The following is a 22,786-nucleotide window of genomic DNA, read 5'->3' as shown; positions in this document are numbered from 1 at the left end:
GTTAGGGGGTTAAATAGAGTGATGAAAAGACAGTTAGAAACAAAAAAAGGCTGAGTAAAAATACTCAGCCTTTTATCGTTTAAGTGTATCGATTTAGTTTAGCTTATTTCGATAAATCGATTTGGTAAACGGCAAATCCTACATCGTCAGTCGCTACACGTTTCATCGGGTATTGACCTTTATCTTTGATGAACTGCGCGGCTCTCTCACTTGGAGATGTTTCGAAACGGATATCAAGTTTCTTATCGGCAGTAATAGGAGCAAAAGACCAGTTGTTGTCAGCCGTTGGGCTTACTTGACCTTGTTCTTTGCTTACGCGAGAAATGTAGTTCGCAAGAACGGTGCGGTTTTCATCTGGAGCATCAAATGCGATGAAGTCTTCACCCGTTCCCGGGAATTTGTTGCTGTAAGCGCGGTAGTTGTTAGTCGCGATAAGGAAGTCTTGCTTCATATCAATAGGCTTACCTTGGTAAGTAAGACCCACAATACGCTGTGATTCAGGATTAATCACTTTACAGTTTGCATCGTATTTCGCAGGTTGAGTTACGTCGATTTGGTAATCCACACCATCAATAACGTCGAAGTTGTAAGTGCGGAAGTTATCCCACTCAATCAATTGTTGCGGTGCTGTTGAGTTCACATCGACTTGATTGAATTGACCTGAAGAACATTCAAGCCATTCTTTTACTTCATGACCTGTAACCTTCATCGCTACTAACGTATTCGGGTAAAGGTACAAATCCGCCGCGTTTCTGAAGGTGAGCTGACCGGACTCGACTTCAGTGAAATTAGCTGGGTCATTCTTACGACCGCCCGCTTTAAATGGTGCAGCGGCTGAAAGTACTGGAATGCCGTCTAAGTCTGGGTCACCTTGAATAAAGCGCTCAACGTAATCTTTCTGTGCAAGGTTAACAATCTGTACTGTCGGATCGTCTTGAACTAGAGATAGGAAGCTGTACATCACATCGTCTGCTTTACCAATTGGTTGGTTAACAAACTCACGAGTACCCGCGTGGTCTTTTTCTAGTGCAGTGACGATACCTTCATCAGCAGCAGCTAAAGATTTCTTCTCAATTTTATCGTAGATAGGGCGAGCTTCAGATTGACCTTTTACCACGCTCCACTTACCGTCTTTTTGTGCAAGTGTTAGATCCATAACACCGACGTGGCTACCCCAACGCCCTGGCATTACAGCAGCAACACCATTCATTGTTCCGGCTTCGTTATCAATACCTTGAATGTCATCAAATCCTTTACCTGGGAAAACCGCATGTGCGTGACCAAAGGCAATGGCATCAATGCCTTCTACTTCAGATAGATAAAACGTCGAGTTTTCTTCGCCTTGTTTGTACGGATCGGTTGAAACACCAGAGTGAGGAATCGCAACAATGACTTCAGCCCCTTCAGCTTTCATTTGAGGTACTAACTCGTTAGCGGTTTCAATGATATCGCGAGCAATGACTTTGCCTTCAAGATTCTTCTTATCCCACGTCATGATTTGCGGTGGAACAAAGCCGATATAACCGACTTTCACTTCGTGTTCCACACCTGCAGTATCAGCAAAGGTGTGTGTTTTGATGATGTAAGGCGTGAAGTAGTGTTCTTTGGTTTCAGCGTCGTAAACGTTCGCGCTGATGTATGGGAAATCAGCGTCGTTGATTGATTCTTCTAAGAACTCTAGACCATAGTTGAACTCGTGATTCCCTAGGTTCGCAGCATCGTAACTGAGTTGGTTCATTGCTTTGTAAGCTGGATGAACTTCACCGGCTTCGATGCCTTTATCTGCCATGTAGTCACCCATTGGGCTACCTTGCAGTAAGTCACCGTTATCCACTAATACGCTGTTAGTTACTTCTTTTTGAGCTTCTTTTACGAGAGTTGCAGTACGTGCTAAACCGATTTTTTTAGATGGTTTATCTTTGTAGTAATCGTAGTCCATAAGGTTGGTATGGATATCTGTGGTTTCTACAACACGTAAATTAATCACTTCATCAGTATCAGGTGTCGTTGTGCAACCTGAAAGTGTCAGGCCTAAACCAGCAAGTACTGCCAGAGATAAAGGTTTCATAGCAACTTTCATAATGTAGCTCCAAAGTGGATATAAAGAAAATACGTTGCGTAATGTAACAAATTTCAGTGAAACACAGATTACGGTGAAGGTTAAAACGTGACTTGCCTCTATTACTTGATGCCGTTCTGCAATTTGTTACCTCAATAAGTATACAAGTTCATCACATTTCATCGTCAAATATTGGCTTGGTTAAGTCTCTACAATTCATTAATTTACTTTCCCTTATCAGCTTTTCGAATAAAAAATGAAATTTTAGAATTTCCAGTAATATAAGGAGCTGGTCATAATGCCTATATCAAGGATGCACTCGGCAGATGACTAGCAACGGATCGCTCAACAATAATATCCTCCCTAGCTAGTGCCGAAGTCCGACTCACCGTCATTGGTGAATAAGTCAAATCCCATGCTTGGTTAGCCAAGTAATGAATTGCTCGTGAAGCGAGCCTTAAAGGAAGCACTGAAATGGACCAAGAACGTTTAACCCACTTAAAACAGCTAGAAGCGGAAAGTATTCATATTATCCGTGAAGTTGCCGCTGAGTTTGATAATCCGGTAATGATGTACTCAATCGGTAAAGATTCATCTGTGATGCTTCATTTAGCTCGTAAAGCTTTTTACCCAGGAAAAATCCCTTTCCCTCTGCTGCATGTAGATACCGATTGGAAATTCCGTGAAATGATTGAATTCCGTGATCGCACTGCAAAGAAATACGGTTTTGATCTATTGGTACACAAAAACCCAGAAGGCATCGAAATGGGATGTAACCCGTTTGTGCATGGCTCTTCTAAGCATACCGATATCATGAAAACACAAGGGTTGAAGCAGGCGTTAAACAAATACGGTTTTGATGCCGCTTTCGGTGGTGCTCGACGTGATGAAGAAAAGTCACGAGCAAAAGAGCGTGTGTATTCGTTCCGAGATAAAAACCACACGTGGGATCCAAAAAATCAACGTCCAGAGCTATGGCGCACTTATAACGGCCAAGTAAACAAAGGCGAAAGTATTCGTGTATTCCCTTTATCAAACTGGACTGAGCTGGATATCTGGCAGTACATCTACCTAGAAAATATCGAAATTGTTCCACTTTACCTTTCTGAGAAGCGCCCAGTAGTTGAGCGTGATGGCATGCTGATTATGGTTGATGACGACCGTATGAAGCTTGAAGAAGGCGAAGTGATTGAAGAGAAAAGCGTTCGTTTCCGTACTTTAGGCTGCTACCCACTGACGGGTGCTGTGGAGTCTGAAGCGAATACGTTAACAGGCATTATTGAAGAAATGCTGGTGGCGACGTCAAGTGAGCGTCAAGGACGAGCGATCGACCATGACCAATCTGGTTCTATGGAGCTGAAAAAGCGCCAAGGTTATTTCTAAGAGTCTAAGGAAAGAAGAATGAATAGTGCAGTAGAAGCCGAACTAGCCGAGCTAGGAATTGAAGGCTACCTAAGCCAACACCAACATAAATCAATGCTTAGATTTTTGACTTGTGGCTCTGTAGATGATGGAAAAAGTACTCTAATCGGACGCTTGCTCCACGATACAAAACAAATTTATGAAGATCAGCTAGCAGCGGTTCACTCTGACAGCCAACGTGTTGGTACTACTGGTGAGAAACCAGATTTAGCTTTGTTAGTAGATGGTCTACAAGCAGAGCGAGAGCAGGGTATAACCATTGATGTAGCGTACCGTTATTTTTCTACGCAAAAACGTAAGTTCATCATCTCTGATACTCCAGGGCATGAGCAGTACACGCGTAACATGGCAACAGGTGCTTCAACGTGTGATCTCGCCGTGATCTTAATTGATGCTCGTAAGGGCGTATTGGATCAAACGCGTCGTCACTCTTTCATCTCCAACCTATTGGGTCTGAAACACTTTGTTGTTGCGGTAAACAAAATGGATCTTGTGGATTACTCACAAGAACGTTTTGAAGAAATTCGCGATCAATACTTAGAGTTTGCTGAAAACTTGGAAGGTGAAACTAATATCCAAATCATTCCAGTTTCAGCTCTTGAGGGGATTAATGTCGCTTCTGAAAGCGAAGAGCTTGCTTGGTTTGAAGGCCCTTCATTACTTGAAGTACTTGAGAATGTCGACATTGATCAAAAACGATCGTCAGGTGAGTTCCGCTTCCCTGTGCAATATGTCAACCGACCTAACCTCGATTTCCGTGGTTTTGCTGGCACGATTGCTTCTGGTCGAGTAAGTGTTGGCGATGAAATCAAAGCTCTTCCTTCTGGTAAGAAATCAAAAGTAGCGCGCATTGTTACCTTTGATGGTGATTTAGAATCGGCGCAAGCTGGGCTAGCCGTAACACTGACTCTAGAAGATGAAATTGATATTAGCCGTGGTGATTTGATTGTGCTGGAAAATGCTCAAGTTGAATCTACAAACCATATTCTTGCAGATGTTGTATGGATGACTGAACAGCCGTTACAAGCTGGTCGTGATTACGATATTAAAATTGCAGGCAAGAAAACGGTTGGACAGGTTAAGTCAGTTAAGCATCAATACGACATCAATAACTTATCAAGCCATGAAGCGAGTGAGTTGCCACTGAATGGTATTGGGCTTTGTGAATGGTCTCTTAATGAAACTGTCGCGCTTGATAAGTACCGAGAAAGTGCTGATACAGGTGGTTTTATCATCATCGATCGTCTCACAAATGTAACGGTTGGTGCGGGTTTGATTCGTGACCGTTTAGATTCAGTTGAGCTGCAGGTTGGTAACTTCTCTGCGTTCGAGATTGAGTTTAATGCACTTGTTCGTAAGCATTTCCCACATTGGGATGCGAAAGATTTAAGTCAGTTATTGAAATAATTCAGAACTGAATTAAAGACTAATAGGCGGAGGCATTCGCTTCCGCCATTAAGGATAAGTTTATGTGGGAACAAGGATTTGTATTAGCGATTTTGCTTGGCATCATAACTTGCCTACTGGTCACTCGAATTAAGCCTAGTTACATTTTTGCCAGTGCCGCATTTATTGCGTTTATGGCTGGTTTAATTGATCTTACGAGTTTAGCGACCAACTTTACCAATTCATCTTTACTGACTCTTATTCTTCTTATTCTTGCGTCTAGTGCGTTGGAGAAAACTCGCTTAATTAGCTGGGTTAGCCGTAATATTTCAGAAGGTCGGCTAGGTACAGTTGTAGCAAAGTTGGGTATTTCCACAGCGTTACTTTCTTCTTTTACCAATAATACTGCGGTTGTGGTTTCATTGATCGGAGCGATCAAACGCAATCAGCAGCACGCACCATCAAAATTATTAATCCCTCTATCTTACGCCGCTATTCTAGGTGGTACGCTGACTTTGATCGGAACGTCGACAAACTTGATCATCAACAGCTTTGTGGAAGATGTGGGTTTACCTAGCTTAAACTTTTTCACTCCGACATTGATCGGCTTAGCTGTGCTGGTGGGTGGGGTGCTGATCCTTATTCCATTAAGCTATCTACTGCCTGCCTATGACGATGGATCGCAAGATGATCTTCCTTATTTTCTAGAGGCACGTGTTGAACCTGGTTCTCCTTTGGTCGGGCGTAGCGTGAGTGAAAATAATTTAAGAGCATTAAGAAAACTGTTTCTCGCAGAAGTGATTCGTGATGGGCAAACGACCGCATCTATTGACCCCGATTTTGTTTTACAAGCCAGAGATCGACTGCTGTTCTGTGGTGATGTCGAAAGTGTAGCGACACTGCAAGAAATTCAAGGTCTCACTCTGTTTGGTCAGCACCATTTGAATGGTCAAAACTTTGTGGAAGTCGTAGTCAGTTCATCTGCAAGCTTTTGTAATAAGACCTTAAAAACCAGTCAGTTCAGAGATAAGTTCGATGCAGTGGTTGTAGCTATACGTCGTGGACATGAAAGGCTTGAAGGCGGGTTAGGCAATATTACCTTAGCCGCTGGCGATACCTTAATTTTAGTACCTGGCAAGCGTTTTGAAGAGCAACGTCAGCAACACAACAAAGAATTTGTGCTGATGAATGACTTAGATTCTAGTGCCAAGCTTGATGGCGATAAATCTGCTTTTGTACTGTTAGGGTTTGCTGCTGTTATTGGTTTTTCACTTGCTGGTATTGCACCAATTATTAAAGGTTTAGCGGTATTCTTATTACTGCTGGTAGTTTTCGGAGTGGTTCAGCTTAGTGAGTTACGTAGACGTTTTCCTGTTGATATTGTCGTTATTGTTGGCTCTGCGCTGTCTATAGCACAATTAATGATTTCATCAGGCTTATCTGAAAGGATGGGGTTGATGTTTATGGAAGCATTTAACGGCTGGGGCGTCTTTGGTGCTCTGGTTGCGACTTACTTAATGACACTTGTACTGACTGAGTTAGTAACAAACAATGCTGCTGCTGCCCTTTCATTTCCAATTGGCTACAGTATGGCTGTTGGTTATGGCGTCGATCCTATGCCGTTTATTATGGCGGTATTATTTGGTGCGAGTGCGAGTTTTATTTCTCCTTATGGTTATCAAACAAACCTGCTTGTATACAGCGTTGGTAATTATCATATAACGGATTACTTGCGTATTGGCATTCCCATTTCGATTGTATATTCGGTATTAGTATTGAGTTTGATCCCTTACTTTTTTCCATTTTAATGTTGTTCACTTAAAGGACTAACCATGACGACTTCTCTTAAGCCAAAAGATGAGAATATTGTTTGGCACCAACACTCGGTTGATAAAGAATTTAGAGCAAATATAAAGTCACAGAAACCAGCTGTACTTTGGTTTACTGGATTATCTGGTTCAGGGAAATCTACTGTTGCTGGGGCTCTTGAAACCCGTTTAGCTCAACTTGGTTACCATACTTACTTGCTTGATGGTGATAATGTTCGCCATGGTTTATGCAGTGATTTAGGTTTTTCAGAACAAGATCGACGTGAAAATATCCGCCGTATTGGTGAGCTTGCTAAATTGATGGCAGATGCTGGGCTAATTGTTCTATCTGCGTTTATTTCCCCTCATCAAGCTGAGCGAAAACTAGTCCGTGATTTATTGCCTGAGGGTGAGTTTCTAGAAGTATTCGTGAATACTCCTTTAGAGATCTGCGAGCAGCGAGACCCTAAAGGGCTGTATAAAAAGGCAAGAGCAGGAGAAATACCAAATTTTACAGGTATTAGCTCTGTTTATGAAGCCCCTGAGAACCCTGAGATCGACTTACTTGCAGGAGATAAGTCCTTAGATGAGTTGGTCGATCAGTGTGTGGCAAGCCTTAAAGAGCGCGGCGTCTTAGCTTCGTAAAAAAACGAGAAATGAGTCTTTATCAAGTGAGTAAATAAGAGGCTAAGTAAAATAAAAGACCAAGTTAGTTAATAAAAGGTAAGTTAACTCACTTGGTCAATTTATTGATTTATTTCGTGCTTGCCTAGTTCGACGGTTGGCTTCTTAATATCTCAGCAATTCGTTTCGTCAGTTTAAACGGTGTGATGAACACTGCTTTTCGCTTCAGTTTGTACAGTGAACTTCTGACTTAATAAAGCAATGAGCTGATCATAATATTGAATGTTTGGTTTATTACCGAGTAATTTACATAGCTCATTTCCTGTAGGGCTGAAGCGGTAATAAATCAGTTTTACGCCCTTTGATATAGGCTGTAAACTCATATTTTTACCTTGATAAACAAGGTTTAAAGCCGGATCAAAATCAATCTCACCCGATTCCAGCTCCGTCCCCAGAATTAACCCTAATTCAATCAAGTGCAGTAAGCTTGAGTATGGCAATTGATGCCCACCAAGATTGATCGTATTGGTTGTATCGCGTTTACCGAAACTAAAAATCCCACCATGAGCTTTAAAGCCAAGTAATAATTTTCGGCTACTATCACTACCAAAACTGCACGCTAAAGATGCGGCTCTTTGAAGGTTCTGAGCTTCTCGTGGAGTCATGTCTTGCAGAGCTTGTAATGCTTTCATGGACGTTGAGCCGGGGTTGGTGACTTCTCGCTTGAGAACTTGAGCCCAGAGTCTTTGCATTGATGTGTTATGGATGTCTTGTGCCATATCGAAGAAGCGGTAAAGCCAATCTTGGTCAGGATCGCCTGCGGTTTCATCTTTGCATGATGAATGCGCGAGCTTAAGAATTTGTTCTAAATTCTTTTGTCGTTGTTCTTTACGTTTCTTTTCCCTTAAGAGTGCTCTTTCAATTAAAGACTTATTGGTACTCTCTGACTTTGCAGAATTGCCTGAATCCTTGAACAGAGCATCTAGCCCAAAACTTTGAGCAATGCTAAGCACTCGGCTTGCACTGTCTTTTATATAGGCCTTTTTTTCATGATGAGAAGCGTTTTGAGCTGTATTGTCGTGCTCAATGACAACGGGTTGTTTGTTTTCAGACATAAGAATACCGTAAAGGGAAACTATAACTGATTAAAATGTAACTCTTTATTCTCGTAGTTGCTAGATGTTGATGTCACAAGGAAGAGACATTACAAAATTTAGCTTCAGGTGATGATAATAAAATGTTAAATTTGTTGTGTTAATTATGGAGGGAACATGAGTCAAGTGAATGACAATAAGCTGAAGAAGCAGCTCACATTAGGTTTAATCCTGGTCAGTTATGTGGCTTTACTAGCTTATCTATCTAACTATATTGTTTAAAATAGATAAGCTAGCTAGTTACCATTTTGTTATGTGTATGGTTTCGTATATTTAACTTACTATATAACGATAAAATGAATAAAGCATTTTATGAACAATTACATGTCATCGTAAGCTTCAATTTCGATCCCGTCGATCAAATATCCTGTCTCAGCTAAATCATGGCTGATACTTTCTGTTTTCAGTGTTCCCACAACATAAATCACATCCCATAACTCCTGTATTGGAGCGCCTTTAGGGAATTTCACGTAAATAATTTGATTCGGTGGTGGTGGCGGTACATGGATGCATGCTCCGAAATATGGAACCAGTAAGAATTCAGTGATCATGTCAGCATCACCTTCTAATGGAATCACAAACCCAGGAATTTTAACTTTACTGCCGTTTAGCTCTGGTCTAATTGCCCCTAGCTTTGATTGTTGTGGTTTTTCTTGTGAGTGATCAACCGTAGGCATTCCAAATGGGTCTAAAAATGATTGTTCAGAATCTGGGATCAGGTCGATCCAATCAAGATTAAGTAAAGCATCATTACTTATGGTGCTATCACTTTCTTGTGTCGTCTGGCTGTCAGATGTGCTTCCTGAGTTTGCTACGCTATAAAAAGGGATGAAGACTAACCCTATAAGTAGCAATAATTTATGCTTCATTGTTAAATCCTGTACTAAATTCTAATTGTCATACCATCTGCCAGCGACTGGCGATAGGCACGAAATGCTGGAATGAAACCAATAATAATGCCAGCAAGTTGCACAAGCATAAGTAATTGCCATTCATGTGATGTAATCGCAGATATAGATATGTTGATACCATAATGCTGCTGAATTATTGGTGCTGTCATTGTTATTAAGGCAAATAAAGTCGCGACACCAAGCATGATACCTAGGAATGTGAGCGCGCTTGCTTCACTTATCAATAGGCTGAACACGTGCCTTGGCCTTGCTCCCATAGCTCTTAAGATAGCCATTTCCCTACGACGCTCTTGTAAGCTAGTTAATAAGCTGCTCAACATTCCAAGTAACCCAGCTACGACAACAAAGCCGGAAACAACTAATAGGGCTTGCTCTGCAACTGCCATCATTCCCCATAACTCATAAAGGGCAATACCAGGCATAATGGCACTCAGTGGTTCTTGGCGATATGTGTTGATTTCTCTTTGCAAAGCAAAGGTTTGAATTTTGGAATTTAAGCCCAGCATCATTGCTGTAATTTGCTGTGGCTCAAATTTATGTGCTTTGAGTTTTTCTACATCAGGCTTGTAACCTAAGTTTGCCCCTGATTCCCAACCAACATGGATTGCTTCTATTGCTTCTAATGAAACATGAACGGTTTTATCTACAGGAGTGCCTGTAGGAGCAATAATGCCAACAACAGTAAAGGGAAGGTCATCATGACGGCTGAAAGCAACATCACTAAGCCCATGAGCAAGTGTGATTTTATCGCCAATTTTGTAGCCTAATTGTTTAGCGACATCAGCCCCTAGTACTGTTTCAAAAAGGCTATTGAACTCAGAACCTTGTTGCAAGGTTAGTAATTGCTTACTTCCATACCGGTAGTGTTCAAAATAGCTCTGATTGGTGCCCATAACTCGGAAGCCTTTATGAGAGTCACCAAGTGAGATAGGTACTGCCCATTTCACTGATTTATGCTGGCTAAACTCTTCATAGCTTTTCCAGTCAATATTATTAGTCGCATTACCTATGCGGAATACTGAATACAGCAAAAGGTTAACTTGCCCAGAACGGCCACCTACGATGAGGTCAGTACCTGAAATCGTATTAGCAAAACTGCTTTTTGCTTGAGTTCTAACACGCTCAACACCTAAGAGTAAAATAACTGAAACGGCGACCGTTAAGATTGTAAGAATAGCCGTCGCTTTACGGTTAAGTACGCTTTTAAACGCTAAGTGATTAATTACTGTCATAGTGTTACCTTCGCTTCATTAACCGTCGTTAAATCAATACTACGCTTGAAAAGCTTTTCTAACGTCGGGTCGTGACTAACAAAAATAAGCGTTGATCCTGCTTGGTTTGCTTGTTCCATGAGTAACTCTATAAAGAGCTCTCGATTGTCGTGATCCAATGCGGAGGTTGGTTCATCAGCAATAATAATTTTGGGCTGACCAATCAAAGCTCGAGCTGCGGCAACTCTTTGTTGTTGACCGATACTTAACTCGATAACAGGCTTATCCATGAGCCCTTTTGGCAGGTGCAATCTATCGAGTAGTTCTCGTGCTGTTTTTTTTAGGTCACCTGTCACTTGTTGCTTGCGCACTTTCGAAAACTGGCAAGGCAAAGTGACGTTATCTATTACTGATAGATATGGCAATAGGTTGAACTGTTGGAAAATGTAACCGATGTTATCTGCGCGAAACATATCACACTGACGTGGGGATAATTGAGTGAGGTCTTCCCCGAGAATCGTCACTTGCCCTTGTTGAGCTTGGTTTATACCGGTTAATAACCCGAGCAGGGTTGATTTGCCACAGCCACTTGGTCCTTTGATGAACAAGTGTTCTTGGTGCTTGATCTGTAATGATGAGATTTCAAGAGTGGCAGGTAAGTCCGCTTTCCAACGAAATTGTACATCATGGAGTTCAACGACAAGTGGTGAGCTTGTATCTGACATAGTCGCTCCTAAATAACGGTGTAATAAATACAATATAACTAGCCAAGTAAGTGGTTACTTACTTGGCTAGTATTGTACGGTTTCAATGTAGACTATATAGCCAGATTAAAAGCGAAAGCTAACTTGTTTTGGTGTCAGTTTCTGTTGAACTTGTTTTGTATCTGTCAGCAAGTTAACAGTCATTGATTCAGTGTTAGTGAACGTTGAGAACCATTGAGTACTGATCGAATCCAGTTTGTTGATAGCAGAGCAGTCATAGTGGTATTCCACAGTGAATTCACCGTGACCGCCTTCTGAATGGTCGTGACCTTCACGATCGTCGTGGTCATGTTTGTCATCGTGGTGGTCGTGACCTTCATGATCGTCATGGTCATGCTTGTCATCGTGGTGTTCGTGACCTTCATGAGCGTCATGGTCATGTTTATCATCGTGGTGGTCGTGACCTTCATGAGTATCGTGGTCATGTTTATCATCATGGTGTTCGTGACCTTCATGAGCGTCATGGTCATGTTTGTCATCGTGGTGATCATGACCTTCGTGATCATGATGCTCTTCTTGCTCTAATGAGTTTGAAACGGATTTAAATTTAAGCTCACATTGCGCATTGTTAAAAGCGAATAGGCTTTCTGGTTGGTTAAGCATTGCAGTTGCATGTTCAAGTGCTTTTATTTGCTCTGGTGTTTTTGGTGCGTGTTCAAAACCAACAACATCAGAACCAGGAGCCGTGACTTCGATTAATAACTCATTGTTATCTTGTGCAATATTAACTTCCACATGTCCGTGAACATGTGCATCGTGTGAGCGAAAGTGTTCTTCTGCTAAAACCGAGTGAGAAGCAGCAAGACCGATACATAATGAGATTAAAGTACGTTTCATTTGAGTTTTCCTAAAGAATTAAAAGTTAAAGTAATAAGTTAACGGATAATGCTTGGTGGAGAACGAGCCAAATACGCGAAGTAAAGTCTCTTTACCTTTTGTATCGCAAGTGGCTGATAATTTTCAAATTCTTGGTTTAATTGAGGCAGTGTAACGGGTGTATGTGCTAGCCCACATTGGATAGCAGAAAAGAGTTCGCATTGATGGTGTAAATGGTGATGAGGCGTATCATCGATAGCATGAGCAATAGCAGAAAAATTCAGCATGAGTACGAGTACTAATGCTAAATAACTCCCACGCTGTAATGTCACTAGAGGTTTATGCTGCATGTAGAGATGAGTACCATAGATGCAAAAAGGATATTGTTACAATATAACAATATCCTTTAGATAGATCTTCAAAAAGAAGGTAATAAGTTGTTATAGACTGGTTTTAATTAGCGAAATCACGCTGGCAATTTCTGTTTCAGTCAATGATCCCTCTTTCACAAATAATATTTTGCCTTGTTTATCCTGGACAATAATCGCAGAGCTTTCTTCTTGTAGAGCCCAAGAACTTGCTACTTGCCCATCTTCATCCAAAATCATAGATGACCAAGGAAATTCTTCTTTGCTGTCTTCTGCAGAAGATTTCACAAACGATCCTGTCCCCCAAATGGAATCATCTTGGTTGATGACTGTCGTCGTTTGGTAATCATTTTCAGAGAATTTAGCTGCGGTAATTGCAGCCATTAAAGGCGCATTCATTTCTTTTGAGCTGCTTCGACCAGCAATCGCTTGAATGACTCGAACTTTTCCTAAGAGAGCATTGGTTGACCAAGTTTGGTAATCCGTATTGCCTTCTTTAAGGATTATTTCGCCGTAGCTGTTTACCTCAACTGTTGGGACTGAGCCGCCAACAGAAAGGTTATGAGCATTGGCGAATAGAGGAGAGGCTGATAGTAGTAGAGTAAGTAGAGTTTTGTTTTTCATTATATTTTTATTCCGCTAGTTGGTTTGCCTTGGAAGTATAATATGAAATTAGAAAATTGCTTTGTTAACTTTCTTATCGTGCGCTATAGAAAGGTGTTGCAGATATGTTACCTATGAGTATAATGTACGCTATACTGACTTGGTGCACGATCATGTTGGTGTCGCTAAAGGAATTAGCTGAAAATAAGGTAAATTTGAACACCTAAGTGAATACTGTTTTACCCCAAATGGAATTGAGGTTGTATATGCTCCGTGAATTTTCTACATACCGTCCACGTCAAGTGGCACGTTTCGTTAAAGTTTTGTTTAAAGGTCAGTTTGCTATTGAAGGTATCGGTGAGTTTCGATTCGATCAAGGCAAGGTTCTGCTTCCTGAAATTTCAGACAAACAAAAGCTGACTATTTTTAAAGAAGTGAATGGTACGATTGCAGGCTTACCTGTTTAAGCTCTTACCTATAGGCATTAAATTGTCTGGATACTCAGCAATCTGGTTTTAAAGTTCGGTATGAAGAAATGGCTTCCAGTGAGGAAGCCATTTTTATATCTGATATGAAGTCACCGTTTCTAATTACTTGGTTACGCTAAGCTCGGTGGAAAGCAAACCCCTGTACCACCTAGACCGCAGTAGCCGCCTGGATTTTTAGCTAGATATTGCTGGTGGTAAGTTTCAGCATAAAAATACTGACCGGCGGGTAAGATTTCTGTTGTCACGGCATTACCAAGAGACTGAGAAAGCGCTGCTTGATATTGATCTTTAGATTGTAATGCAATGCTCTGCTGGTCTTCGCTAAATGTATAGATCGCTGAACGATATTGAGTACCGCGGTCATTGCCTTGTTGCATGCCTTGAGTAGGGTCGTGACGTTCCCAAAATGTTTGTAGTAGTTGGCTTAGTGGTAATCTTTGACTATCAAAAATCACTCTTACAACTTCAGTATGACCGGTTTGAGCTGTACATACTTGCTCGTAAGTTGGGTGTTTAGTAAAACCTCCGGCATAACCAACAGATGTAGAAACAACGCCATCTAAGTTCCAAAAAAGTCGTTCAGCTCCCCAAAAACATCCCATGCCTAGTAGCACTTGCTGCTGAATGCCTTCTGGTGCTTTAGTTAAGTCAGTTTGATTGACAAAATGTGGCTCGGTTACTTCAATTTTTTGCTCATTTCCTGCAAGCGCATCATTGGCAGTTACCATGTCTTGTTTGTTAATCATCATTTATCCTTTTCTACTCTTTGATTCGTTGTTTTGGCATGTATCAGCCAATACAAATTTATTCATCTATAACCTTTGGTCGCACCATTTCAATATGATTTCATGCAAAAGGTGAGATTATAAGTTCATGATTGGTCAATATTTCGCAATCTGATAGGTTATAAGTGAAGAATGGTTTTCCGATATAATTCACTAATTCGTTAAAAGTTTATTCACTCCTCAAATTAGACCGAGATATGACCTTATTTATTACAGACTAAGTGGTCTTTTAACGGTATTATTTCGCTTACTTCTTAACGTATTTATAACTTACTCACCAATTAAGCATGATAAGAAAAACTTTACCAGTTCTGATTAGCGCCATACTGGCAACTTCAGTATTCGCTTCTGCTAATGCGCTTGCCGATGTTTCTTTGGAAATAGAGGGGCTAGATGGTGCTCTCCAAGATAATGTTGATGCTTATTTGAGTGCAATTCCTGAAGAGGAATACTCTTTATCACTCCGTTTTCAGTCGCGTATTGAGTCGATAATTAATGAAGCATTGAATGCTTTGGGCTACTACCACCCAGTTGTAGATTTCACCTCAGCGGATGACGGTTCAGAACTCTTAGTTGTGGTTGATATTGGTGAGCCGATGCTCATTCATACTGCCGATATTGTGATCAGCGGTGAAGCCGAAAATGATCCTGATTTTTTAGCGCTTGTAGCTAGAACAAAGTTAACTCAGGGTAGTGTGCTGAATCATAGCGATTATGATTCATTAAAATCGGCTATTCGAAACTTGGCTTTAGCGAAAGGCTATTTCGATGGGAGCTACCTAGTTAGTCGCCTTGAGGTGGTACCGGATCTGAATCGTGCTTATGTGCGTCTGCATTATGACAGCGGTATTCGCTATCACTTTGGTAAAACGAACGTCATAGGCAGCCAAATTGAAGAAGATAGGGTGGAATCGTTAAGACCATTTGAAGACAACGAGCCTTATCTTGTGTCAAAAGTTGGCGAATATAACAGTAACCTATCGAATACTGATTGGTTCTCTTCTGTATTTGTTGAGCCGGATCTTGAGTACCTAGGTAAAGGTCGTGAGATACCTATGAAAGTGTCACTTTCACCACAATCAAAAAACCAATTGGAAACCGGTATTGGTTTTTCAACTGATGTTGGTGTGAAAGGAACGTTGAAATGGAAAAAGCCCTGGCTAAACCAATACGGGCATAGTTTTAATAGTAGCCTTTCTATTTCAAAGCCAGAGCAGACCGTGGTTGCTAGTTATAAAATCCCCCTTGAAGATGTTCTCAATGAGTATTATCAAATTCAATATGGGATGAAGAATTTAGATAATCGCGATACCAAAAGTTTGGAGTCTAATTTAGCCCTCGAGAGACACTGGAGATTAGAAAGCGGTTGGCACAGAACTGTTTTTATCCGTTATCTTATTGAAAACTATGAGCAAGGTTTACAAAGTGACGTTGGCCAGTTCTTATTACCTGGTGTCTCTTTTTCACGAACTCGAAGCCGCGGTGGTTCAATGCCTATGTGGGGAGATAAACAGAGTATTACCATGGAAATCGGTGACGATACTCTTTTGTCTGAAACACGAGTCTTTAGAGTTCAAGGGCGCACGACTTGGATCCGAGGCATTGGAGAGAACCATCGAGGTTTAGCTCGTTTAGAAGGTGGGGCGAACGTAGCGGAAGATTTTGATGCTCTTTCTCCTTCCTTAAGATTCTTTGCCGGTGGTGATAACAGCATTCGTGGTTATGGGTACGAATCTATTTCTCCTAAAGATTCTAGTGGGGCTTTAACCGGTGCTAAATTTACCGCAAGCAGCACTTTGGAGTATCAATACCGAGTGTATGGTAACTGGTGGGGAGCCATGTTTGTTGATGTAGGTGATGCATTCAACAACACTCCTGAATGGAAAAAAGGTACGGGGGTTGGGGTTCGTTGGGCTTCACCTGTTGGACCGATTAGTTTAGATTTTGCTTGGGGTCTCGATGCAACGCCTGGTAACGAATTTCAAGTGCATTTCACTTTAGGACCTGAGTTATGATTAAAGTGATGGCAAAGTGGGCTAAATGGAGCTCAATTTCACTCATTTCACTGTTGTTAGCGGTTGTTGTCTTCTTGGCGACAATCTTATTTACGAACCCTGGGTTGAATTTAGTTTTATGGGGAGCCGAAAAAGCACTTCCTCAATTAAGAGTTACTGAAACCTCAGGCGCACTTTTTCCTCGATTTACTCTACATAATCTTTCTTTCGAAGATGAAAGCCTTCATGTCGATACCAAACTTGAAACGGTCACTTTGGCAATCAACCCAAGATGTCTGTTAGATCCGGCACTGTGTGTTGATGAAATTGCTATTCAAGGTTTGGATTTCACTTTATCTGACTTACCAGAACCGACTGAAGATCAAGCTCCTGAAACCCCACCTGCTAAATCTATTGCGACACCTTTACCAATAATGGTCAATCGCATTGCGCTGTCTGATATCAATTTGAATATCTTAGGGAATCAAGTGGATTGGGCATTGTTTTCAACTGCTTTTAAAATGAATGGGGATCGCTTGACGATCGCGCCTACAGTTTTGAATGACTTGTCAGTTGAGCTTGCTTCTTCGGAAAGTGCGGATACAAAAGAAAATGCAGGTGAAACACAGAGTCAAACGGCGAAATCTGAACCGCAACCGATTGTTTTGCCTGAAGTATGGATCCCAATCAATATAGCTTTGCAGCGGTTTGACCTAAATCGTTTTACTTTAAATCAAGAAACGCCTGTTATCGTGAATCATTTAGGTGTTGAAGCGAAAATTGGTGGCAATGTTGTTGATGTGACCACACTCGAACTCGATGTGCCTCAAGCTAGCGCAAACCTATCGACTCGTGTTGAGCTAGTGGGCGGTTACCCTATTGAGTTATCGCTAGATGCTTTAGTCAAAGAAACGGATATCTCTGGGCAAACCGTGAACATTCAAGCTAACGGAAGCGTTGCCAAACTACACTTTGATTCTAGATTCTCTAACGTTATTCAGGCGGAACTGTCAGGCAATATCCAGCCTTTAGAACCCACATTACCTTTCGACTTAACCTTGAATAATGGTGTCGCTCAGTGGCCTTTGAAAGGTAAAAGCGATATCAGTGTTGATATCGCACAGTTGAAAACAAGTGGTTCTCTTGATGGGTACACGTTACTTCTTGATACCGATATTGCCGGAAAAGATATCCCCGATCTTGCTGTCGATTTAAAAGGTAAAGGAACTTTAGAGCAAATAGATTTAGAAAGTTTAACGCTAGGCACATTAGGTGGAGAAGTTCGCGGTAAAGTGATGGCGAATTGGGCAGCTCCAATTAACTGGACGGCGGACATTGCTCTCAAAGACATTCAGCCAGGTTTACAATGGCCGAATGCAGAAGGGAACATCAGCGGAAAGCTGCAAACATCTGGTGAATTAACTGAAGCTGGTGGATGGGCGGTAGAGCTGCCTATGTTAGATATAGACGGTATTTTGCGTGACTATCCATTGAATATTGAAGGTCAACTTAATGCTTCTGATAAAAAAGCTACGGGTGAGCCAAAAATTACCACCCAAGGCTTGGTTCTATCTCATGGACCTAACGCATTACACGCAAAAGGAACATTAGATAAAACATGGAATATGGACGTTGAAGTTAACTTTCCTGAATTGGCCAAAAGTGTTCCTGAGTTAGCTGGGAAGCTGTTAGGTGAAATTCACTTAACAGGTCAATTCATGGAACCTGAAGCGGATCTTTCACTTAATTTAGAACAAGTGAACTGGAACGATGAAGCGACATTAGAGAAGCTTGTCTTATCTGGTTCAGTAACGCCGCTTCCTCACCCTTCTGCCGATCTAACCCTCTCGGCGACAGGCATGGCTTATCAAGAGAATACCATCGATAACGTGCAATTAAATGTTAAAGGTGGTGAAAAGTCTCATGAGTTAACGTTAGATGTGGTATCCAATATTGTCTCAACCAGCTTGGCAATCTCTGGTGAGTTAACACAAAAGCCAAGTATGATTTGGAATGGTGCACTTGAGAGAATGAAAGTCACCTCTGAGCAAGGTTCATGGTTGCTTGATAAATCTGTATCAATTAAAGCTGATGTGGATAAAGAGTCAGTGATGGTTCAAAACCATTGTTGGACTCAAGCGGGCTCAAGCGTGTGTTTGACTGAGGATGCGACGGTAGGTAAGGCTGGTGAAGCGAAGCTGGCTATTAATCAGTTTAACTTTGACCAAATTAAGCAGTACATCCCTGAAGGCACGAATGTGGAAGGCATGGTGAATGCTACTGCAGATGCCAAATGGGCAGAAGGTGCAGCACCTGAAGTTCTGCTTAAGGTGATATTACCTAAAGGTAAAGCGATACAAAACTTAGGCGAGCCAGTGACTATTGGATGGGAAACCATCGCATTGAATGCCGAAGTGAAAGATAACCAGTTAAGCGCAGACTGGATGTTGGATGTGACAGATAATGGTGATATTTCAGGAAAACTGTTTTTACCCGACGTACTTATTGAGGATAAGACGGTTGATGCTGAATTTAAGCTCACCACATTCAATCTAGATTTCTTAGAGCCAATTTTAGGGCAGTACAGCCTGTTACAAGCTGAACTTCAGTCAGAGATTGCGGTAAAAGGGGCGCTTATGCACCCTCAAGTCTTTGGTCAATTTTCTGTTGATGGTATTCAAGTAAAAGGTGATATCACGCCTATTGATGTCAATAGCGGTAAAGTTCAACTGGATTTTGATGGTTACAACGCCAGTGTAAATGCTGACATTATTACTCCTGACGGGAAGTTGGAAGTAGAAGGTTCTGGTGAATGGCAAGATTTAAAGGATTGGAACTCGAATCTACGAATTTTTGCTGAAGAGCTTAAAGTAAACTTACCGCCTATGGTTAAAATTAAAGTCGTGCCAGACATGACCATAGATATCACTCCTAAGTTAGCCAAAATTACAGGTGATATAAGCCTACCTTGGGGAAGGATTGTGGTAGAAGAATTGCCACCAAGTGCTGTCGGTGTATCTAAAGACCAAGTGGTCTTAAATGAAAATTTAGAAGCTGATGATTCCGCAAACAGCATTCCTTTTGATGTTGAAACGAATATTAATATCTCAATAGGTGATGACTTCCAATTGGCTGCTTTTGGTTTAGAAGGCGGGCTAATCGGTAAGTTGAACGTTGCACAGAAAGATAAAGGTCCGTTTATTACTGGCGAAGTGAATATCGCAGATGGAACATATCAGTCCTTTGGTCAAGACTTGGTCATTAAAGAAGGTAAGATCTTGATGAATGGGCCCGTCGATCAACCTTATGTCACGATTAACGCGATTCGAAATCCAGACAATACACAGGATGATGTTACTGCTGGTGTTCGAGTGACCGGTCCTGCAACTGAACCGCAGATCGAAATTTATTCGGATCCTGTAATGGCTCAAGCAAATGCGTTGTCTTATTTACTGCGTGGACAAGACATAGATGGTGAATCTGGTGGCGGCTCCATGACAACGACGTTGATTGGCTTGAGCTTGGCTAAGAGCGGAAAAGTAGTCGGCGAGATTGGAGAAGCTTTTGGTGTACAAGACTTACAGCTAGACACTGCTGGATCCGGTGATGATTCTCAAGTAACAGTGAGTGGTTATATTTTACCTGGGCTTCAAGTGAAATATGGCGTAGGTATATTTAACTCCTTAGGTGAGTTCACCGTGCGCTATCGCTTGATGCAAGACCTCTATGTAGAAGCGGTATCTGGTTTAGACAGCGCGGTTGATCTGCTCTACCAATTTGAATTTGATTAATTGAGCTGAATCTAAAGCTGTACGGAAATAGGTTTTCAGAGGAAGGAGAAGTCAATGCAACATCTCGTTTTTGTATATGGCACTTTGAGGAAAGGGCAATCGAACGCGCATTATCTTTCTTCTAGTGAATTACTAGGGAGCTTTGAAACTCTACCTGAATTCGCTTTATATGACCTTGGCACATACCCTGGCATTATTTCTGGAAAGAAGAGGGTATCTGGAGAAGTCTATATGGTGGATGACGAGGTTTTAAAACAACTTGATGTACTAGAAGATATCCCAGTTGAGTATCGCCGAGAAACCATTCAGACTGATTTTGGTCCTGCTTGGGTATATATCTATCAGTTAAGTACTTCACAGAACGGAAGTGAAATCATATCTGGGGATTGGTGCCAAAGGGTCTAGATAGCAACTATACTCAGTATGATTTAAGTATTCGAATTCAGTCATAATTACTTAATGGAGGGATTATGAAATTTTTATTATTAGCGGTCTCCTTGATGCTTGTAGGTTGCTCTCAAGTGTCACTTCCAGCTTTATCTAGTTTGAGTGATTGGAAGGATTTTGGAGAAGAAACCGCACTGAGTGGAAAAGTGAAGCAAAGTGAAAAACAGCTAATAAGAGCGAGTTCTTTGTCAGCTTTGGATAGCGATGCATACACGGCGTATGAACAAGGTTATGAGCTGGGTCTCGAACAGTATTGCTCTCAAAATGCCCATATATTAGGTGTTAAGGGTGAACCATATTTAGGTATCTGTGACAAAATCAATTTCTGGTTTCAAAGTGATTATAATGAAGGGCGACACTCAATGTTTGGTTCTTCAATATAATTAAAAGAGAGTAGTAAACTTCATTGGTTAGTGTTTTTACTACTCCCAAAGCTCTTATTGCTGCGCTCTTTTGTGCGACGTTAGGATTTCTTCGCGAGCGGCTTCAATGTCAGCCCAACCATCAACCTTTACCCATTTACCCACTTCCAATTCTTTATAACGTTCAAAAAACTGAGTGATTTGAGCTTTTAATAATTCCGGGATATCCCCAACATCCTGGATGTGGTCATACTCTTTTGATAGCTTTGAGTGTGGAACTGCAAATACTTTCGCATCTTCTCCTGACTCATCTGTCATTTTTAATACCCCAACAGGTCGACAGCGAATGACAGAACCCGGAATAAGAGGGTAGGGAGTAGGGACTAATACATCTACAGGGTCCCCATCTAAAGACAAAGTGTCATTCACGTAACCGTAATTACAGGGATAAAACATAGGAGCAGACATGAAGCGATCAACAAATACTGCACCTGAGTCTTTATCAACTTCATATTTGATAGGGTCAGCATTAGCTGGAATTTCGATGACAACATAGAGATCATCAGGAAGGGATAGACCCGCAGGAACTAAGTTTAGACTCATTACGATTTCCTTTCGTTAAAATAAAAACAACCATATTAAGTTGGTCAACTATCATTCAACTTTAGCTGTAAATCGGCGAAGCGGTAAACTTTGCGGGGTTAAAATACCTTCTCATTATTAACTTCCTCGCAAAAAAAACGCCTACCGAAGTAAGCGTTTCAATTTGGAAGTTAGGTTAGTCTTGGTTTAATTCCAAGAACTCTTCAACCTTTTTTACCATACTTGGTGAGCCAACAAAGAATGGGACACGCTGGTGCAATTCAGTTGGTTTTAAATCCATAATACGGGTTACTCCGTCAGACGCAGTACCACCCGCTTGCTCCATAATAAATGCCATTGGGTTACATTCGTAAAGTAGACGTAACTTACCTTGAGGGTGGCTTTCAGTACTCGGGTATAAGTAGATACCGCCTTTAAGAAGGTTGCGGTGAAAGTCAGATACTAATGAACCAATATAACGTGAAGTATATGGACGTCCTTCATTTGGCGCACTTTCTTGGCAGTATTTGATGTATTTCTTAACACCCGTAGGGAAACGAATGTAGTTACCTTCATTGATTGAGTAGATTCGACCTTCATCTGGAATCAGCATGTTTTCATGAGATAGACAGAAAGTACCTAGTGAAGGGTCGTAAGTGAAACCATTTACCCCTTTACCTGTAGTATAAACTAGCATGGTTGATGAACCATAAACCACATAACCAGCAGCGACTTGCTTGTTACCAGGCTGCAAGAAATCTTCTTGAGTTGGAGGTGTACCGATTGGGGATACTCGGCGGTAGATAGAGAAAATAGTACCAACTGAAACATTCACATCAATGTTTGATGAACCATCCAAAGGATCCATAAGTACAACGTACTTAGCGTTTTTGTTCAGTTCCTTGTTAAAAGCAACAGCTTCGTCTTCTTCTTCACTCGCAACACCACAAACTTGATCGCGAGCTTCTAGAGCGGCTTTAAATTTGTCGTTAGCGTATAGATCAAGCTTTTGCTGCTCTTCACCTTGAACATTATCTGTACCAACTGCACCAGTAATATCAACTAGACCTGCTTTATTGATTTCACGGTTTACGATTTTTGCAGCAAGACGAATTGATGATAGAAGGGATGAAAGATCACCGCTTGCGTGAGGGAAGTCATTTTGTTTTGCAACAATAAACTCGCCAAGGGTGCGCATCTCAGACATGTTA

20 protein-coding genes are annotated in these 22,786 nt (G+C 41.3%); 9 read left to right on the top strand and 11 right to left on the bottom strand.

Annotated features, from left to right (window positions below; genetic code table 11):
- Positions 1 to 103: 103 nt before the first annotated feature.
- The gene (locus tag L4C37_RS18835; protein ID WP_429769425.1) at positions 104 to 2,080 is read right to left on the bottom strand and encodes a bifunctional 2',3'-cyclic-nucleotide 2'-phosphodiesterase/3'-nucleotidase; all 1,977 of its coding nucleotides are present in this window, start codon (positions 2,078 to 2,080) and stop codon (positions 104 to 106) included.
- A gap of 417 nt (positions 2,081 to 2,497) precedes the next feature.
- On the opposite strand from L4C37_RS18835, the gene cysD reads away from it, so the two are divergent.
- The 4 genes from cysD (at position 2,498) to cysC (ending at position 7,320) form a co-directional block, all read left to right on the top strand.
- Complete coding sequence (cysD, locus tag L4C37_RS18830; protein ID WP_261856030.1) at positions 2,498 to 3,442, top strand: sulfate adenylyltransferase subunit CysD; 945 nt, start codon at positions 2,498 to 2,500, stop codon at positions 3,440 to 3,442.
- A gap of 18 nt (positions 3,443 to 3,460) precedes the next feature.
- A complete protein-coding gene (cysN, locus tag L4C37_RS18825; protein WP_137375156.1) occupies positions 3,461 to 4,888 on the top strand; it encodes a sulfate adenylyltransferase subunit CysN in 1,428 nt (475 codons plus the stop codon).
- Positions 4,889 to 4,950: 62 nt separating this feature from the next.
- Positions 4,951 to 6,675: an SLC13 family permease gene (locus L4C37_RS18820; protein WP_137375157.1), complete on the top strand. Its 1,725-nt coding sequence runs from the start codon at positions 4,951 to 4,953 to the stop codon at positions 6,673 to 6,675.
- 24 nt (positions 6,676 to 6,699) lie between these two features.
- Positions 6,700 to 7,320 (top strand): adenylyl-sulfate kinase, encoded by a 621-nt coding sequence (cysC, locus tag L4C37_RS18815; RefSeq protein WP_137375158.1) that lies wholly within the window; start codon positions 6,700 to 6,702, stop codon positions 7,318 to 7,320.
- A gap of 173 nt (positions 7,321 to 7,493) precedes the next feature.
- Here the strand turns inward: cysC and L4C37_RS18810 are convergent, their stop codons facing one another.
- The 7 genes from L4C37_RS18810 to L4C37_RS18780 all read right to left on the bottom strand — a co-directional run bounded on the left by L4C37_RS18810 (position 7,494) and on the right by L4C37_RS18780 (position 13,147).
- Positions 7,494 to 8,414, bottom strand: a complete 921-nt coding sequence (locus L4C37_RS18810; RefSeq protein WP_429769424.1) for a TIGR03899 family protein — start codon at positions 8,412 to 8,414, stop codon at positions 7,494 to 7,496.
- Positions 8,415 to 8,773: 359 nt separating this feature from the next.
- Positions 8,774 to 9,322: a DUF3299 domain-containing protein gene (locus L4C37_RS18805; RefSeq protein WP_137375160.1), complete on the bottom strand. Its 549-nt coding sequence runs from the start codon at positions 9,320 to 9,322 to the stop codon at positions 8,774 to 8,776.
- 14 nt (positions 9,323 to 9,336) lie between these two features.
- Positions 9,337 to 10,596 (bottom strand): ABC transporter permease, encoded by a 1,260-nt coding sequence (locus tag L4C37_RS18800; protein WP_429769423.1) that lies wholly within the window; start codon positions 10,594 to 10,596, stop codon positions 9,337 to 9,339.
- Positions 10,593 to 11,300: an ABC transporter ATP-binding protein gene (locus L4C37_RS18795; RefSeq protein WP_137375162.1), complete on the bottom strand. Its 708-nt coding sequence runs from the start codon at positions 11,298 to 11,300 to the stop codon at positions 10,593 to 10,595. The genes L4C37_RS18800 and L4C37_RS18795 overlap by 4 nt, the downstream gene beginning before the upstream one ends.
- A 105-nt stretch (positions 11,301 to 11,405) precedes the next feature.
- Positions 11,406 to 12,176: a zinc uptake protein ZrgA gene (zrgA, locus tag L4C37_RS18790; RefSeq protein WP_429769422.1), complete on the bottom strand. Its 771-nt coding sequence runs from the start codon at positions 12,174 to 12,176 to the stop codon at positions 11,406 to 11,408.
- A gap of 38 nt (positions 12,177 to 12,214) precedes the next feature.
- Entirely contained in the window at positions 12,215 to 12,505 is a 291-nt protein-coding gene (locus tag L4C37_RS18785; RefSeq protein WP_429769421.1) for a DUF2607 family protein, read from the bottom strand.
- Positions 12,506 to 12,595: 90 nt separating this feature from the next.
- The gene (locus L4C37_RS18780; protein WP_137375165.1) at positions 12,596 to 13,147 is read right to left on the bottom strand and encodes a YtfJ family protein; all 552 of its coding nucleotides are present in this window, start codon (positions 13,145 to 13,147) and stop codon (positions 12,596 to 12,598) included.
- 245 nt (positions 13,148 to 13,392) lie between these two features.
- On the opposite strand from L4C37_RS18780, the gene L4C37_RS18775 reads away from it, so the two are divergent.
- Positions 13,393 to 13,593: a DUF1107 family protein gene (locus L4C37_RS18775; protein ID WP_137375166.1), complete on the top strand. Its 201-nt coding sequence runs from the start codon at positions 13,393 to 13,395 to the stop codon at positions 13,591 to 13,593.
- 131 nt (positions 13,594 to 13,724) lie between these two features.
- Here the strand turns inward: L4C37_RS18775 and msrA are convergent, their stop codons facing one another.
- A complete protein-coding gene (gene msrA, locus L4C37_RS18770; protein WP_429769420.1) occupies positions 13,725 to 14,360 on the bottom strand; it encodes a peptide-methionine (S)-S-oxide reductase MsrA in 636 nt (211 codons plus the stop codon).
- Between the two features lie 326 nt (positions 14,361 to 14,686).
- Here msrA and tamA point away from each other — a divergent pair, with 326 nt between their 5' ends.
- The 4 genes from tamA (at position 14,687) to L4C37_RS18750 (ending at position 21,014) form a co-directional block, all read left to right on the top strand.
- A complete protein-coding gene (gene tamA, locus L4C37_RS18765) occupies positions 14,687 to 16,414 on the top strand; it encodes an autotransporter assembly complex protein TamA (RefSeq protein WP_429769419.1) in 1,728 nt (575 codons plus the stop codon).
- Complete coding sequence (gene tamB / locus L4C37_RS18760; protein ID WP_429769418.1) at positions 16,411 to 20,184, top strand: autotransporter assembly complex protein TamB; 3,774 nt, start codon at positions 16,411 to 16,413, stop codon at positions 20,182 to 20,184. Before tamA ends, tamB begins: the two co-directional genes overlap by 4 nt.
- Positions 20,185 to 20,238: 54 nt before the next feature.
- Positions 20,239 to 20,589 (top strand): gamma-glutamylcyclotransferase family protein, encoded by a 351-nt coding sequence (locus L4C37_RS18755; RefSeq protein WP_429769417.1) that lies wholly within the window; start codon positions 20,239 to 20,241, stop codon positions 20,587 to 20,589.
- Between the two features lie 65 nt (positions 20,590 to 20,654).
- On the top strand, positions 20,655 to 21,014 hold the full coding sequence (locus L4C37_RS18750; RefSeq protein ID WP_429769416.1) for a DUF2799 domain-containing protein: 360 nt from the start codon (positions 20,655 to 20,657) through the stop codon (positions 21,012 to 21,014).
- A gap of 54 nt (positions 21,015 to 21,068) precedes the next feature.
- On the opposite strand, the gene ppa is transcribed toward L4C37_RS18750, so the two are convergent.
- Positions 21,069 to 21,596, bottom strand: coding sequence for an inorganic diphosphatase (ppa, locus tag L4C37_RS18745; protein ID WP_137375171.1), 528 nt, complete (start codon positions 21,594 to 21,596; stop codon positions 21,069 to 21,071).
- 175 nt (positions 21,597 to 21,771) lie between these two features.
- Positions 21,772 to 22,782 carry a class 1 fructose-bisphosphatase gene (gene fbp / locus L4C37_RS18740; RefSeq protein WP_273297332.1) on the bottom strand — a complete coding sequence of 337 codons (1,011 nt, stop codon included), beginning with the start codon at positions 22,780 to 22,782 and terminating at the stop codon, positions 21,772 to 21,774.
- Positions 22,783 to 22,786: the final 4 nt, after the last annotated feature.

Source organism: Vibrio kagoshimensis (assembly GCF_050337535.1).
GTDB classification, from domain to species: Bacteria; Pseudomonadota; Gammaproteobacteria; order Enterobacterales; family Vibrionaceae; genus Vibrio; species Vibrio gallaecicus.
Note: the sequence above shows the minus strand (reverse complement) of the source record. Positions and strands in the feature narration are given on the sequence as shown.